Genomic DNA, 15,115 nt, shown 5'->3' with positions numbered 1-15,115 from the left:
ATTCATGATGAGGTGATGATGGAAAGGAGTTGGACTTTCTTTTATGCCTATTTTTGTTGTATTGGAATGGGGGAATGGGATAGTGGCTGTTCCATTGGTTCCTATATACTCCTCAAAATCACATGTTTCACCAGACGACCATTAAACAACTATTGGATAGTAAAGAACTTTAGGGATTAAGGGATGAGTTTATTAACTATCGTTTAACTGGAACAGCGTACTTGTCCTCCTGTCCCATTCTATTATTTACCATATGTTTCTCTTATTTCAATACAACCAATTGCTAAAAAATGTTATATAATGATATTGATATATAGCCATAAAAATACATTTACACAATCCTAGTTACAACGAATGGGGTATTACATATGGAGAAAAAAGACGTAACTGTACTTCAGCAGCAAGTTACTTTACTTAGAGCAGAAGGTAAGTATAAGGAAGCGATTGGGGCTAGTTATGAGTTAATCAAACTAGGTAATGAAATGAACAGCCATAAGTCTTTGCTAGTGGCATATTTAAATCTAGCAGCCTCTTATTATTGTATAGGTGATATAGAAGAAGCATTTAATAATATAGAAGCATATAGTGAGATTTGTAGGGACCGTGGAGATGAAACAGACCACCTCCAACTTTTTAATGTTCTGTTTTTGCTATATGACTATAATAAAGATTACGACCGTGCAAAACAGACCCTGGCGAAAAGTATTGAGTTAGGAGAAAAGCTGGCTAAATACAATATTATCAGTAATGGATATAGCAATTTAAGTCACGTTCTTATGCTAGAAGAAAAATTTGAGGAAGCATTACACGCAGCTGAGCAAGGATTGAAAATAGCGAAACTACATACTCCTGCCAGTCCTATATTAGAAATTCGTGTTAGTCTAAATATCGCTCTGGCGTATATTGGATTGGGAGAGTTGGAGGTTGCGGATACCCTCATTAAAGAGATTGAGAATCAATCAGTCCTTGATTCATTCATAAGAGAGAAGTCACAAAGTTATATCTTGAGAGGTAAATGGCATGTGAAGCAGAAGAATTGGAAGGAAGCAATGGAATCCTTCAATTCAGCAAAGGAACTTGTGGTAACCTACCAAGATCTGTATTTACTTAAAACCATTCAAGAGGAACGCTGTAAGATTTGTGATGAAATGGGTGATATACAGCTTGGGTATCTTATTCAAAAAGAGTATATTTCACTGCTAAATGAAATCAATCAACGAGAGCTATCTTTAAAAGCGATCAAGCTTGAAGTCAAACATCATATTTCTGAAATGGAACGAAAGGCTAATTTGGACTTTCTGTCAGGGATTTCTAACCGAAGTTACCTAGAAACAACTGCAAATGATTGGCTCAAAAAGGCCCATAAAGAAAATGAAAACGTTGTCTGTATTGCTTTTGATGTGGATGATTTTAAAACAATAAATGATAAGTATGGCCATTTATGTGGAGATGAGGTCATCAAACAAGTAGGTAAGGTGTGTAAAGAAACATTTAGTGAAAATGACCTGATTGGCCGATACGGTGGGGACGAGTTTGTTATCCTCCTATATGGTGAAACGATAGAACAAAGCCTGTTGAAAGTTGAAAAACTAAAAATAGCTCTACGAAAGTTACACATTGAAAGTAAAAGTGAATCACTAGCTATTAAGACGAGTATTGGTGTCGCTGACAACCAAAAAGGACAAGTAAAAGAATTTAAAGACCTTTTTCTTCTAGCTGATCAGAGTCTCTATCTAGCAAAACAGAATGGGAAGGATCAAGTCTTACTATATACTGCGATGCATGAATAATATGATGATGCAGAGTATGAGAAGACTTGCTGTGTCACATATTTAATTGAATCTTTTAAAACAGATTAAATAGCGACCAAGAACTCCCAATGTAGGAACGTTTTTGGTCGCTAAACTATACTATTAATCCACTATGTAATCCTTTCTAGGAAATCATTCATTTCGTTTACTTTGAAATTCCAACTTCATTTGAGAGAAAAGTTTATAACACTTATTAGTATGTAAAAAGGCTGTCTCTACTTCGAGTCAGTCTTTTCTCATGTAAACCTATAAGTTAGAGACACAAGGGACAGGGCCCTTGTTCCATCTGATTTATTGGTGGGACAAGGTACCTGTCCCCTTGGTCCAGGAATGGGGGAATGTTCCATATATGACGTAACTTAGTTTCAAATGCAGAAAATAAGTATAGTGTTATAACCTACTCTGAATTTGTAATAAATGGTTGTAAACTACAATCTAAACTACTAAAGTTGAACTATTAAAGAGTTATAAGGAATAAGGGAGAGAGTTTTTTGCTATCGGCAACTGGGACAAGGTACCTGTCCCTATGTCCCACAGAGAGGATGAATCAGTATGTCTGTTCAAAATACGGAGTATGAAAACCTAGTACGTTTACTAGAAGAAAGTTCGGAAACAAAGGTGGATTCTGGTGTAGAAATCTTGATTAAAAGAATCCCCGATCTAGATTCGGAAGGGGATTTTGATCCAAGGGTTTTAGAAAATGTTAAAAAGCAACGGACTACTGAACAAGGTTCTACTGAAAAGAGCGAGAACAATGATCTCGATATTGAAGCTGTGCGAGCTAAAATGGGTTGGGCAAACAAGGATGTAACGAAGCATGAAATCCGAACAGAAGCTCTAATCATTACTGGAAGAAATGGTGATATTCCAATAAGAATATATTCTCCAGTATCAGATTCTCCATTACCTGCCGTAGTGTATTTCCATGGAGGAGGCTTTATCGGTGGAACTCTAGAAACGGTCGAGAATCCTTGTAAAGCTCTCGCAGAAAAGGCAAATGCAGTCGTTGTATCGGTGGATTATCGCCTTGCGCCAGAAAACCCATTTCCGGCTGGATTATATGATTGCTTTGATGCGATTACATGGGTATATAACCATCCAAAAGAGCTTGGTATTGATAGAGAACAAATAGCGGTAGCGGGTGATAGTGCTGGTGGGAACCTAGCGACCGTATGTTGTTTACTAGATCATGAGCAACAAACCAATATGATTAAGTATCAAGCATTAATTTATCCCGTTGTTAACATAGGAGATAGGGAAACAGAAGATTATAAATGGGATATAGAAGAGTACAAGATCCTACATAATCATGAGCTAATTAGAAGCAGTGTATATGCGCTTGCAGGAGCAGGCCCCCTATTTAACGAGCTATATTTACAAGGTGTAATAGAGAACTCCCATCCACATGTTTCACCTTTACTAGCAGAAGATTTAAGCGGGCTACCAGACACCTTAATTATTACAGCAGAATACGATTTTCTTAGACTCGAAGGGGAAGCATATGCTAGAAAGCTAGCCAGATCAGGAGTAAAAGTAAAATTAATTCAATACAATGGTATGGATCATGCCTTTATAGATAAAATCGGTGAATATCCACAAGCAGAGGATTGTATGAATGAAATTGCTAAAGGAATTAGAAGTGTGTTTAATTCATAGACCTTCTTCGTCAATACTAGGTGATATAGTGCTAATTTAAAAGAAATTCTCGCTTTTTTAAGGAGATTGAATGGGATTAAAAAACGACTAAGAGGGGTGAAACAATGAAAACAAACATCACAAAACAAAATATAAAAAATCTACTTACCTTTTTGCCATTCTTTGAATCAGATGCTAAGAAATATTCCATATCACCTGAAAGCTTTATGGATCCTTATGACTATGCAGATCCTGTAAACGACTTTATACATATGGTGTATTCAGAAGCATTTATACTTGAAGGGTTTGATTGGCCAAGTTGGCAAGATGAGGCCCAAAAATATATTGAAGATAAAACGTTAATTAAAGAAGCAGACATCGAAACCATTCAAAAACTACTCACAACATTTATTAGAAAAGAGAGGTTCGCATCGGGTACTATTGCTCGATTAATTGATGATGAGGTATTTTTATATATTTTATACAGATTAGATGCAGTATAGGGACAAGGGAGGGACAAGGGGACAGGAACCTTGTCCCTAATTTTTTTTACATGTGTATTCTCTAAACGGTTGTAAAAAACGGTTCCTGTTCATAGTAAAGTCAGTAATTTATTTTGGAATAGTAAATGTTAACTCACATTTAAACAGACGTTTAATTAAATATTTCACAACAATCTGGTATAAATACGTTTCTTTATGATGATAAAAAATTAACTTTAAATTGCAAATTAAAATTACAATTTCAGGAAAATTACTGGTGTGAAAAGGTTGTTCGTTTTTAATAGGATATGTTGAAAGGTCTCAGCCCCAGCAACTACTTTCACTGAGCTTGCCAAAGGGCAAAAGAACTTAATATACTTGCATCTCAATTTAAATTGTAAACAATAATGCTTGTTAAAACAGAACCCACCTCTTATATAAGCAGGTGGGTTCTTTGCCTCTTCTCTCAAAAAATAGATTCGTGCGGGAGAAGCGTGGGTCATGAGTCTGCCCGCAGAAAGCGAGCATCCTGGAAAGATATTCAACAACCAAGTTTAACAGAGCCTAAAAAACTAAAAAGAGTGATTGGTAGGTGCTAGACAACTTGATCATATAGCAAGTTAGGGATTTTGTTTCAACTTATTCTGGGACAAGGTGCCTGTCCCTCTGTCCCACTGAAAAAGATTAGACAAAGATGATCCGTCGTAATTTTCCGTCACTTGTAGAAATATGTTGGTATAAGCGGGTATTATCGAAAAAATAAAAGATGTCTAATGTTTAGAAGAAAACATTGCACTAACATTATACAAGTGTGTATAATGTTTGTATAAGATAGACGGATGGAGGATTGATTAATTTGACAAAGAGGAAAAAGGTCGCGGTGGTTGGTGCAGGTCCTGGTGGGCTAGCTGTTTCTATGCTTCTTTCTGCACAGGGCTATGAGGTGAATGTGTATGAAAAGCAACCAGTCATCGGCGGCAGGACGTCAAAACTTACGCTTGGTGATTATAGCTTTGATGTAGGTCCCACGTTCTTTATGATGCCTTCCATCCTTGAGGAATTATTTCAGATGAGTGGACGTCGTTTGCAGGATTATATGGAACTACAGGAGATTGATCCGTTATATACATTGAAATTTGGGGATCTGACCTTTTCTCCATCGAGAAATAAGGAAAAGATGCTAGCAGAAATGGAAGAAAAGTTCCCAGGTAGCTTCTCTGGTTATGAGCAATTTATGAAGATAGAAGGGGAGAAGTTTGACCGCGTCACCCCATTGCTTCAGCAGCCCTTTACGAAGCTGACCGATTTTATCACAGGTAATATGGTTAGAGCGTTACCTAAGTTAAATGCGCTTGATACCGTGTATAACCGTTTATCTACATACTTTAAAGACGAACGACTTAAATGGGCGTTTTCCTTTCAAGCCAAATATTTGGGGATGTCCCCGTGGGAATGTCCAGGCACCTTTACGATTCTTTCCTATCTAGAGCACCGGTACGGGCTTTTCCATCCAATTGGTGGAGTCAATCAGCTGTGTAAGGCAATGGCTTCCGTAATCGAAGAATATGGAGGGAAGATTCATACGGGGACCGGTGTACAAAGAGTGCTGGTTGAAAGAGGAAAAGCGGTAGGAGTAAAGTTAGAAAATGGAGAAACCGTGATGAGTGATGACGTCATCATAAATGCTGATTTTGGCCATGCAGTTACAAACCTTTTCGATCAAGCAGATTTGAAGAAATATCGAAAAGAAAATCTTGAAAAGAAAAAGCTATCCTGTTCGACATTTATGCTGTACTTAGGTGTGAGCAAACCGCTAAATCTTCCACACCACATGATTCTTTTTGCGGATGATTATAAGAAGAATGTGGAAGAAATGACGAAAACGATGAAATTATCGGATAATCCGTCCATTTATGTTCACAATCCATCTAAACTTGATCCAACTTTAGCTCCAGAAGGGAAATCCGCTCTATACGTATTAATGCCGGTTCCGAACTTAACAGCGGACATTGATTGGAACGTTGAAAAAGAGAAGGTACGAGAGCAAATGCTAGCAATCTTAGAGAAAGAGCCAGAACTACAAGACATTCGTTCTCATATTGAAGTGGAGAAAATAATCTCTCCTCTTGAATGGCAAAACGAAGTCTATGTATACAAGGGAGCAACGTTTAATTTGGCGCATAGCCTTGATCAAATGATGTATTTCCGCCCACATAATCAATTTGAAGATGTTGGTCATTGTTATCTAGTTGGAGGAGGGACCCATCCAGGAAGTGGTCTGCCGACAATTTTTGAATCAGCCAGAATTAGCGCAAATCTGATAAACAAGCAATATGGAAAGAAAGAAGTCTACTTTAGACAAGATGAAGCGTTACTAAAAGAGGAGACGCCATTATGGAAATAGGAATTGTAGGAGCAGGAGTGGGTGGACTTGTAACGGCGCTGTTACTAGCAAAGCAAGGAAACTCTGTCACCATATTTGAGAAAGAGGCTTTTTTAGGAGGTAGATTAACATCTCAAGGAAATGACCGGTACCGAATTGACCAAGGACCCACCATTGTTCTTTTACCAGATTTATTGAAGGAAATCCTTCAGGAAGCTGGGATACCAGAAGAAGAATTGGAGCTCATTCCGTGCGACCCACTTTACGATATTCATTTTAATGATGGAACCTCTTATACGAAGTACCGAGATTTACCTACCCAGCTAGCCGAAATAGAAAGACTGTTCCCAGGCGAGTCAGATGACTTTCTTCGTTATCTATCTGACATGTCAAAAGTGTATCGTCTAGGGATGAAAGCCTTTCTAAGCAAGAGCTTTAAAAGAAAACGAGATTTTCTAACACTCGAGAATATGAAACTTTTAGCAGATTCAAAGGCTTATAAAGACTTGAAGAGCTTTAATGCTTCCTATTTCTCACATTCAAAGCTTCAAGAGGCATATTCCTTACAATCTCTATACATTGGCGGTTCTCCATTAGAGGTACCAGGATTGTATGGATTGGTCGCCTATAGTGAGCATGCTTTTGGAATCTGGTATCTAAAGGGTGGCTATTACAGTCTAATACCAGTTTTAGAGAAAGCCTGTAAACGAATGGGAATCAAGATTCATACCGAAGCAAAGGTAGAGCACCTTCAAATTGAACAGAAGGTGTGCAAAGGATTAGTCGTGAACAACAAAGATTACCGTTTTGACGCAGTCGTTTTTAATGGTGATTTCCCAAATTTATATCCGATGATCAACACAAGTGAACGGAAGAAACGCTATAAGGCTTCATCAGGCTGTGTGCTCGTTTATCTAGGAGTGGAGAAGCGCTTTCCAGAAATGAAAGCTCACCAATTTTACTTGCCCGAACACTTTGAAAAGAATATGAACCAAGTGTTCAAAACAAAACAACTACCTGAGGATCCTTCCTTTTACATCTTTAATCCAATCGCCTTAGATGAAGAGGCAGCACCTCCAGGAGAAAGTGTTCTTTACGTTCTCATTCCGGTACCTTCTGGTGATGAGATTGATTGGGAAAAAGAAGCACCAGCTCTTGTTGAGAAGGTTCTTGAAAAAGCAGAACAGAGACATTTTACCGGTTTACGAGAATCAATCAGTTGGATGGAGATTCGTACACCAAAAGATGCTATAAAGGACGGTCTCTTTCAAGGCGGAAGCTTTGGAATTGCTCCGACTCTGTTTCAGTCAGGAGGATTCAGACCTCAACTGTCTCCATACAACATTGAACGCCTGTATAGTGTGGGTGCCTCTGTTCATCCAGGAGGTGGGGTGCCGATTGTTCTTCAAGGGGCACGTATTTTAAGCGAATTAATTAAAAAGGAGCTGGGAGCATGATTGATTCTAAACTGATTCTAGAATGTGAAAAAATGATGAAGAAAGGCTCTGCTAGTTTTTACGAGGCTTTTCGTTTTCTACCTTCCCCAAGAAAAGAAGCCGTGTATGTCATTTACGCATTTTGTAGATTAATAGATGACTCTGTGGACGAACCAGAACATTCACCCTTTACACTTGAGGAGCTAGAGTATCATTTTCAACATCTTGATCAAGCAGAAGGACACTTTATTTGGCCTTCTCTAAGATGGCTGTTTGACAACTTTCCAATTAGTAAAGAACCCTTTTTAAAGCAAATGTCAGGTCAACGAATGGACTTATCGCTCACACACTACCAATCAATGGATCAATTAGAAGTGTATTGTGAAAAAGTAGCGGGCTCTGTTGGCGAAATGCTTCTACCGGTTCTTCATGATTCACCGACACTAGACGTGCAACAGGCAGGAATTCAGCTCGGTAAAGCGATGCAAATTGTCAACATTATTAGGGATGTTGGGGAGGATTTAAATAGAAACCGCCGATATATTCCAGATGAATGGTTGGCTACGTATCAATATACCCATACTGAATTTGAAGAGATGACCGTAAATTTTACGTTTAAAAAAATGATCAATGGACTGATGGACCTTGCATGGAGTTGGTTTGAAGAAGGATTATCAGACATTGAATCCTATCCAACTGAAAGTGCGTTTTCAATTAAACTGGCATCCAACTATTATGCTGCTATTATGGAAGCGGTCAAAATGAATGAATATCAAGTTTATACAAAACGAGCTGTTGTCAGTGATAAAAAGAAAAAGGCAATCTACGTAACGACCCTCCAAAGTGCTTTAGAGGGTGTTGACCAATCGATTGAAGCTTAATCATGTAAAAGGCCAAAATTCATAACAACGTGAAAAGGAGGGAGATCATTGAATCAACGTGATGATGTAAACAAGAGAAAAGCAGATCATATTCAAATTTGTCTGAATGACGATGTGAACGGAAGAGGAATCACAACAGGCTTCGAGCAGTTTTCATTTATCCACCAAGCTCTTCCCGAAGTAGATTTTACAGACATTAACGTGGAGACTTCTTTTCTTGAAAAGAAAGTGGCGACTCCATTTCTCATTAGCTCAATGACCGGAGGAACTGAAAAGGCGATGACCATTAACCAGAACCTTGCCATCGCAGCAGAAGAAAAAGGGTGGTCATTCGCTGTAGGATCAGGAAGAGCTGCCGTCGAAGATCCTGAAAGAGCCTATACCTTTCAAGTACGAAAATATGCACCGAGCATTCCGATTATTGCGAATGTGGGGGCTGTGCAGCTTAATTATGGCTTCGGCGTTGACGAATGCAAAAAAATTGTAGATTTAGTAGAAGCTGATGCCTTAGTTCTACATTTAAATAGTCTACAGGAACTCATTCAGCCTGAAGGAAATACAAACTTCCGTGGGTTATTTCAAAAAATAGAAGAGCTATGTCAATCCTTTCACCTTCCAATCGGTGTGAAAGAGGTAGGATGGGGAATTAATGGCAAGTTGGCCGGGCGACTATTTGATATAGGCATAACATTCATAGATGTGGCTGGTGCAGGCGGAACGAACTGGAGTCAGGTCGAAAAACTTCGCTCCACTGATCCGTTAAAACGAGCAGTGGCTGAAGCAATTAGTGGCTTAGGGATTCCAACGTCAGAGTGCCTTCTTGATATAAAACAAAATGAAAGTACCGGAACGCTCATTGCTAGTGGCGGGCTAAACAATGGAGTAGAAGCAGCAAAGGCGATTGCGCTAGGTGCCGATCTTGCTGGCTTTGGCAGATCCATTCTTGCAGAAGCGGTAACGTCGGAAAAGGCATTAATCGACCGTTTTACTCAAACAGAGTACGAATTAAAGGCTGCCATGTTTAGCATTGGGGCTGCTTCCCTAAACGAGTTGAAGAACACTTCATCCATAAAGCGAGTGGGATCCTAGTGGTAAGAAACCTATCCGAAGAAAAGCTTGAGATCAATGTCCGGTGCAACGAAAGGGATGGTTAAAGTATGTCTAGTCTTTCCCATGCTCTAAAGAAAGGTATGTTTAACCATGAATATAGAAAAACCTTTACATTTCATTCAGCAAGTTTCTGAAATAACAGGTTTGTCCAAGCTCGTCATTCGGAAATGGGAGGAACGGTATCAAATTGTCATTCCTGAGCGACTTGAAAATGGATACAGAGTCTACACAGAAGCTGATGTAAACAAAATCCTTTCTGTAAAAGGGTTAACAGAACAAGGGTACTCGGTGAAGCAGGCTGTCTTACTGATTGACAAAATTGAACCTAAACCAGAACCAACACCGGTAATTCCTGCTGGACAAACGAAGTCACAACCTCAAGCGACTAATGATTATGTAATCGAACTAATAAAGGAAGGCACGGGTTGTCATGAAGCCGGGATGAACTATATTTTTCAACAGGCTTATCATGAGAAAGGACTAGAGTATTTTATCCATTCAGTTGCCTTTCCTTTTTTACTTGAGATGGGAAACAGGTGGGAAACAGGAGAATGGGAGGAGTATCAGGAAGCCATCGCGAGTATGACGTTGAGAGATTTTCTGATTGAACTTCGTAGAAATTTTATTGTTCGAAAAGAAGCACCAACCTTACTAGGGGCATGTCTTCCACACGAAAAGCACGAAATTCCGGTCATGCTCATTCTTTTGCAGGCAATGGTAAAGGGATGGAAAACCGTGTTAATCGGAGCAACGCCCGCCCAAGGCTCTATTGAAAACACGGTTCAAAAGCTCCTTCCAGATCGTGTCGTCCTATCAGCAACCACCACGACCCCGTTCGAACAGGATCCTGATGCCCTGTTCAAATTAGACCAATTCGCAGGAACCTGCGAAAAAACTGATTTCTACCTAGGGGGACCTGGGGCAATAGAATATATGTCAAAAAGTAAAAGGAAGCTAGAGTTTATTCACCTTTCTCAATCTTTGAATCATATGTTAGAAATCAAATGATTTTTTGGGGTGACAAATCATATAATCTATCAAAAACAATGGGAGTGCCACCATTACCATTTTTGCTTCCTGGATACTAGCAGTGATTGTAGGAGTATACATATGTTTGAATCTAGTTAAAATGTTAAAAAAGTGAGGTTACACTTATGTTCACTGTTATGATTGCAAAATTACTGCGTCTCCTTCCTAATGAAGCAAAAAAGACACCTATGCTTCCTTTTCAGCAAGTGAAAATGAAAAAAGATGTGGTAGTTGAAACATCTGTTCAACCTACTAATATTTCATTGTACTATCCCTTGGAAGCACAACAAAAAAATTTACCTGTCTATATTAATTTTCATGGTGGAGCGTTCATCATGCATGAAAAAGAGATGGATGATCCTTATTGCCGCTACCTGGCCAATCAGGCAGAATGTGTAGTGGTTAATGTCGATTATGCGAAAGCACCAGAGTACCCTTTTCCCAAGCCGATTGAACAGGGTTATGACATTCTGCAATGGATCAAGAGAAGAGCCGATGAGTTGAATATTAATGCGGAAAAAATGATGGTTGGCGGACAGAGTTCAGGGGCAAATATAGCAGCAGCCCTCTGTCTCTTCTTAGAAGAGAAAGGGGAAAGTCAGCCACTGCTCCAAGTGCTGTCCTGCCCGATGCTGGATTTCGCTACTCCTCATGCCAATAAACCCGAACCGGATAAGTGGCGTGCCCGATATCCTCAAGTCGCACATTTTTTGAACATGTGCTACGTACCTGACAATGGACAAGCGGAGCATCCTCTCGCTTCCCCTGTTCGTGCTGAGGTGAGTGGCACCTTAGCTTCTGCCCTTATTCTCATAGCGGAGCACGATGCATTCAGGCCGGAAGCCGAAAGTTATTCTCAAAAATTAAAAGCAGCTGGGGTAAACGTTCAAGAAGAGATCTTCAGAGACTGTAAACATGCTTTTACCCATCTAGGCCCAAAAGAAAGAGCAGAAGAGGCGTGGAAACTAGTCGCATCGAAAATCAGAGAAGTGGCAGAATCCAATGGAAGTTGAAGTACCTCCTCAATCAGTCTGCTCCTATTTACAGAGGCATACTTAACGTTGTAAGGAACAATGGCATAACCAAACTGAACGATTTTACTAAAGAAAAAATGGTCCAAATCAATACTGCAGTGAACAGCAACTTTATTTGAGGAAGGGGAAATATTAACAGATGAAAAATAAAAACGTACTAGTGATTGGTGGAGGACTTGGTGGACTGTCGGCTGCGATTTCACTTGCGCAGGCCGGATACGATGTCTCTTTATATGAAAAAAATGATCATATTGGAGGAAAGCTGAACCGACTAGATCAGGATGGTTTCGGTTTTGATTTGGGCCCATCCATCCTCACGATGCCTCAAATTTTTGAAAAATTGTTTGCTGCAAGTGGGAAATCCATGAAGGACTATGTCCAGATTGAAAAGTTAGATCACCAATGGCGCTCCTTTTTCCCGGATGGAAATATCATAGACTTATATGAAGATCTGAAGGAGATGCAAGAAAAGAACCCATCCCTGAGTGAAAAGGATATGAGTGAATATCAGGATCTACTTAATTATTCGAAAAGAATTTATGATATGACGGATAAAACCTATTTTCAGCATGGCGTTGATCGAACGAGAGAAATCATGAAACATACGGGCCTGTTCTCTGCTATAAAGAACTTTGATCTGTTTTCTACCGTTCATGGAGCGATTGATAGACGGATCAGTAATGACCAGTTCCGTGATATGCTTTCGTACTTTATCAAGTACGTGGGTTCGTCCCCTTACGATGCACCTGCCGTCTTGAACATGATGATCTACATGCAGCATGATCAAGGTGTATGGTATGTACCCGGCGGTTTGAATAAACTGGCGGACGGCTTGGTGAAGCTTGCTAACGAAGTGGGTGTCCAGTTCCACCTGGGCAAGACAATTATTAAGCTTGAAAAAAAGAACGGCGAAATTACAGGAGCTGTCTTGGAAGACGGAACAAAGCTAACAGCAGATTACTTTGTTTCTAATATGGAAGTGATCCCGGTTTACGAACGATTACTGGAGGAAGACAGCCGTTATGTGAACAAATTAAAGAAGAAATTCGAACCAGCTAGCTCTGGTCTCGTCATGCATTTGGGCGTGAAAAAGAGCTATCCACAGCTGCGCCATCATAATTTCTTTTTCGCAGAAAATATGAAGCAGCAAATGCAATCTATCTTCCATCGTCATGAACTGCCGGAAGATCCAGTTATTTATTTGGTCAACGTTAATAAAACAGATCCAGCGCAGGCTCCAGAAGGACATGAAAACATAAAAGTACTGCCACATATTCCATATATTCGGGACGAGAAACCGTTCACGCAGCAGGACTATGAACAATTCGCTGAGCGGGTCCTCATCAAATTAGAAAAAATGGGATTACACGATTTACGGGAGAATATCGTGACAAAGGATTTATGGACACCGGAGGATATAAGAAGGATGTATGGCTCCGACCGAGGTGCCATCTATGGAACAGTGTCAGACCGTAATAAAAATAAAGGATTCAAGCATCCGAAACAAAGTGAACGCTATGACAATCTATATTTTGTCGGTGGAACCGTAAACCCGGGCGGCGGAATGCCGATGGTCACCTTAAGCGGCCAGCTCGTAAGTGAGAAAATCGTTCAGAGGGATTCATTACATGCATGACAATGATTTTCTGAAGACACTACCGGAAAGGCAGAAGGAAGAACTGTTTTCCACGGGAAGGCCTTCACTTGAAGCACGTAAAAAACAGCTGTTAAAGCTGAAATCCATTATTTTGGAGCACGAAGCGGCCTTGACCACAGCCCTTCATTCAGATTTGGGAAAACCGGTATTCGAATCCTTTTCATCTGAAATCGCCGTTCTATTAAATGAAATCGAGTATGTATGCAAGCATCTAGCAAAATGGGATCGGCCTGTCCGGTCCCAGCATCTTAAACTAGGATATGTGGAAGCTATCAAAAGAATGAGGCATCCATATGGCAGTGTACTCATCATCGGTTCTTGGAATTATCCAGTTCAGCTGACCTTGATGCCTACCATTGGTGCAATTGCCTCGGGAAACCGCTGCGTGATCAAGCCATCTGAACATGCACCGGCAACGGCGGAACTGTTAAAAGAAATCATCAATCAGACATTTCCTCCCGAACAATTACACGTTGTGACGGGAGATGCACAAACCGCGAGTGAGTTAACTTCAGCCCCTTTTGACCTAATCTTTTTTACAGGCAGCACGAAGACTGGGAAAGCTGTGGCAGAACAGGCAGCTAAACAGCTCACACCGGTGATACTCGAACTCGGTGGGAAAAACCCATGTATCATGGATGAAACAGGTTATTCCAAAACTGCCATTAGGGAAATCGTCTGGGGTAAATTCCTTAATGCGGGACAAACCTGTATTGCACCGGATACCCTTTTTGTCCATGAATCCATTTATGAGAAAACGCTGGATGAGATTTCAGCTTCGGTTTCGGCTTTCTATGGAGATCGGCCAGAGGAGAGCGGGGATTATGGTCGAATCTGTACTGATGCCCATTTTCAAAAGATGGTTGAGTTGATCGGACAGGGGATTGTCCGGCATGGAGGTACGCATGATCAAAATGATCGGTTCATCGCTCCGACCGTGGTAACGGATATCAAACCCGATAGTTCAATTCTGCAGGAGGAAATTTTCGGTCCGGTTCTTCCTGTCATTCCTTATACAGACTTAAAAACGTTGTTATCCAGTGGCACACTTCAGCGTGATTCACTGACGGGGTATATATTCAGTAAAAACAAGAATCATATTCAACGGTTCAAGGAACATATGCGTTCACCAACCATCAGCGTCAACCAAGTGATCCATCATGCCGCGAGTCCCCATATCGCATTTGGAGGGGTTGGAAGCAGCGGATACGGTGCTTATCACGGAAAAGCTGGTTTTCTAGCTTTTAGTTATGAAAAAACAGAGTACCAAACCTATCATTACCTGCGTTTTCAAGGTAAATTCCCACCGTATTCCGACCGAAACATGAAAGCATTGAAAGTATTAAGAAAGTGGCTGCTGTAATAGGTGATTGAACACAATTGTGCGTATATAAGGGTGACACCAAGCTGGTTTCCCTTCCTGTACATAAGATCAATGTTATAGATGTATTTACTTGCATGCGGCCATTACCTCAGACTTGGTAAGAATTGTAGCAGAATATTTGAAAAGGCTGTTTTTGTATAAATGGTTGTTTTTATAAGAATCCCAAAATCCGGATTCTCCCTGTAGTTTTAAGATTCTACTATACATGAAGAGAGTCGCTCTTTTCTGTTCAGTACGTAAACAAGTAGAACCACTTAAGTTAATAGCTAAAAT

Annotated in this window: 11 protein-coding genes; all 11 read left to right on the top strand. The window is 40.2% G+C overall.

Going from position 1 to position 15,115, the window contains the following annotated elements:
- Positions 1-368 precede the first annotated feature (368 nt).
- The 11 genes from G4D63_RS17090 (at position 369) to G4D63_RS17040 (ending at position 14,821) form a co-directional block, all read left to right on the top strand.
- Positions 369-1,790, top strand: a complete 1,422-nt coding sequence (locus G4D63_RS17090; RefSeq protein WP_163180963.1) for a tetratricopeptide repeat-containing diguanylate cyclase — start codon at positions 369-371, stop codon at positions 1,788-1,790.
- A gap of 573 nt (positions 1,791-2,363) precedes the next feature.
- Entirely contained in the window at positions 2,364-3,467 is a 1,104-nt protein-coding gene (locus G4D63_RS17085) for an alpha/beta hydrolase (RefSeq protein ID WP_163180961.1), read from the top strand.
- 104 nt (positions 3,468-3,571) lie between these two features.
- Positions 3,572-3,949 (top strand): DUF6508 domain-containing protein, encoded by a 378-nt coding sequence (locus G4D63_RS17080; protein WP_163180959.1) that lies wholly within the window; start codon positions 3,572-3,574, stop codon positions 3,947-3,949.
- An 835-nt stretch (positions 3,950-4,784) separates the two neighbouring features.
- On the top strand, positions 4,785-6,332 hold the full coding sequence (locus G4D63_RS17075; RefSeq protein WP_204559168.1) for a phytoene desaturase family protein: 1,548 nt from the start codon (positions 4,785-4,787) through the stop codon (positions 6,330-6,332).
- The gene (locus G4D63_RS17070; protein ID WP_163180957.1) at positions 6,323-7,768 is read left to right on the top strand and encodes a phytoene desaturase family protein; all 1,446 of its coding nucleotides are present in this window, start codon (positions 6,323-6,325) and stop codon (positions 7,766-7,768) included. The genes G4D63_RS17075 and G4D63_RS17070 overlap by 10 nt, the downstream gene beginning before the upstream one ends.
- On the top strand, positions 7,765-8,628 hold the full coding sequence (locus G4D63_RS17065; protein WP_163180956.1) for a phytoene/squalene synthase family protein: 864 nt from the start codon (positions 7,765-7,767) through the stop codon (positions 8,626-8,628). The genes G4D63_RS17070 and G4D63_RS17065 overlap by 4 nt, the downstream gene beginning before the upstream one ends.
- Positions 8,629-8,676: 48 nt before the next feature.
- A complete protein-coding gene (gene fni / locus G4D63_RS17060) occupies positions 8,677-9,717 on the top strand; it encodes a type 2 isopentenyl-diphosphate Delta-isomerase (RefSeq protein WP_163180954.1) in 1,041 nt (346 codons plus the stop codon).
- A gap of 111 nt (positions 9,718-9,828) precedes the next feature.
- Positions 9,829-10,746, top strand: a complete 918-nt coding sequence (locus tag G4D63_RS17055) for a MerR family transcriptional regulator (RefSeq protein WP_163180952.1) — start codon at positions 9,829-9,831, stop codon at positions 10,744-10,746.
- A gap of 146 nt (positions 10,747-10,892) precedes the next feature.
- Positions 10,893-11,780 (top strand): alpha/beta hydrolase, encoded by an 888-nt coding sequence (locus tag G4D63_RS17050; protein WP_163180950.1) that lies wholly within the window; start codon positions 10,893-10,895, stop codon positions 11,778-11,780.
- Between the two features lie 160 nt (positions 11,781-11,940).
- Positions 11,941-13,437, top strand: a complete 1,497-nt coding sequence (locus tag G4D63_RS17045; protein WP_163180949.1) for a phytoene desaturase family protein — start codon at positions 11,941-11,943, stop codon at positions 13,435-13,437.
- On the top strand, positions 13,430-14,821 hold the full coding sequence (locus G4D63_RS17040) for an aldehyde dehydrogenase family protein (protein ID WP_163180947.1): 1,392 nt from the start codon (positions 13,430-13,432) through the stop codon (positions 14,819-14,821). Before G4D63_RS17045 ends, G4D63_RS17040 begins: the two co-directional genes overlap by 8 nt.
- Positions 14,822-15,115: the final 294 nt, after the last annotated feature.

The sequence above is a fragment of the Bacillus mesophilus genome (assembly GCF_011008845.1).
Lineage (GTDB): Bacteria > Bacillota > Bacilli > Bacillales > SA4 > Bacillus_BS > Bacillus_BS mesophilus.
This window is presented reverse-complemented; position numbering and strand designations above follow the sequence as displayed.

Bases quoted from the DNA above. Each gene is read 5' to 3' on its own strand.
- G4D63_RS17065 (WP_163180956.1), top strand. From the start codon at position 7,765: ATGATTGATTCTAAACTGATTCTAGAATGTGAAAAAATGATGAAGAAA.
- G4D63_RS17085 (WP_163180961.1), top strand. From the start codon at position 2,364: ATGTCTGTTCAAAATACGGAGTATGAAAACCTAGTACGTTTACTAGAA.
- G4D63_RS17080 (WP_163180959.1), top strand. From the start codon at position 3,572: ATGAAAACAAACATCACAAAACAAAATATAAAAAATCTACTTACCTTT.
- G4D63_RS17050 (WP_163180950.1), top strand. From the start codon at position 10,893: ATGTTCACTGTTATGATTGCAAAATTACTGCGTCTCCTTCCTAATGAA.
- G4D63_RS17070 (WP_163180957.1), top strand. From the start codon at position 6,323: ATGGAAATAGGAATTGTAGGAGCAGGAGTGGGTGGACTTGTAACGGCG.
- G4D63_RS17045 (WP_163180949.1), top strand. From the start codon at position 11,941: ATGAAAAATAAAAACGTACTAGTGATTGGTGGAGGACTTGGTGGACTG.
- G4D63_RS17055 (WP_163180952.1), top strand. From the start codon at position 9,829: ATGAATATAGAAAAACCTTTACATTTCATTCAGCAAGTTTCTGAAATA.
- G4D63_RS17090 (WP_163180963.1), top strand. From the start codon at position 369: ATGGAGAAAAAAGACGTAACTGTACTTCAGCAGCAAGTTACTTTACTT.
- G4D63_RS17040 (WP_163180947.1), top strand. From the start codon at position 13,430: ATGCATGACAATGATTTTCTGAAGACACTACCGGAAAGGCAGAAGGAA.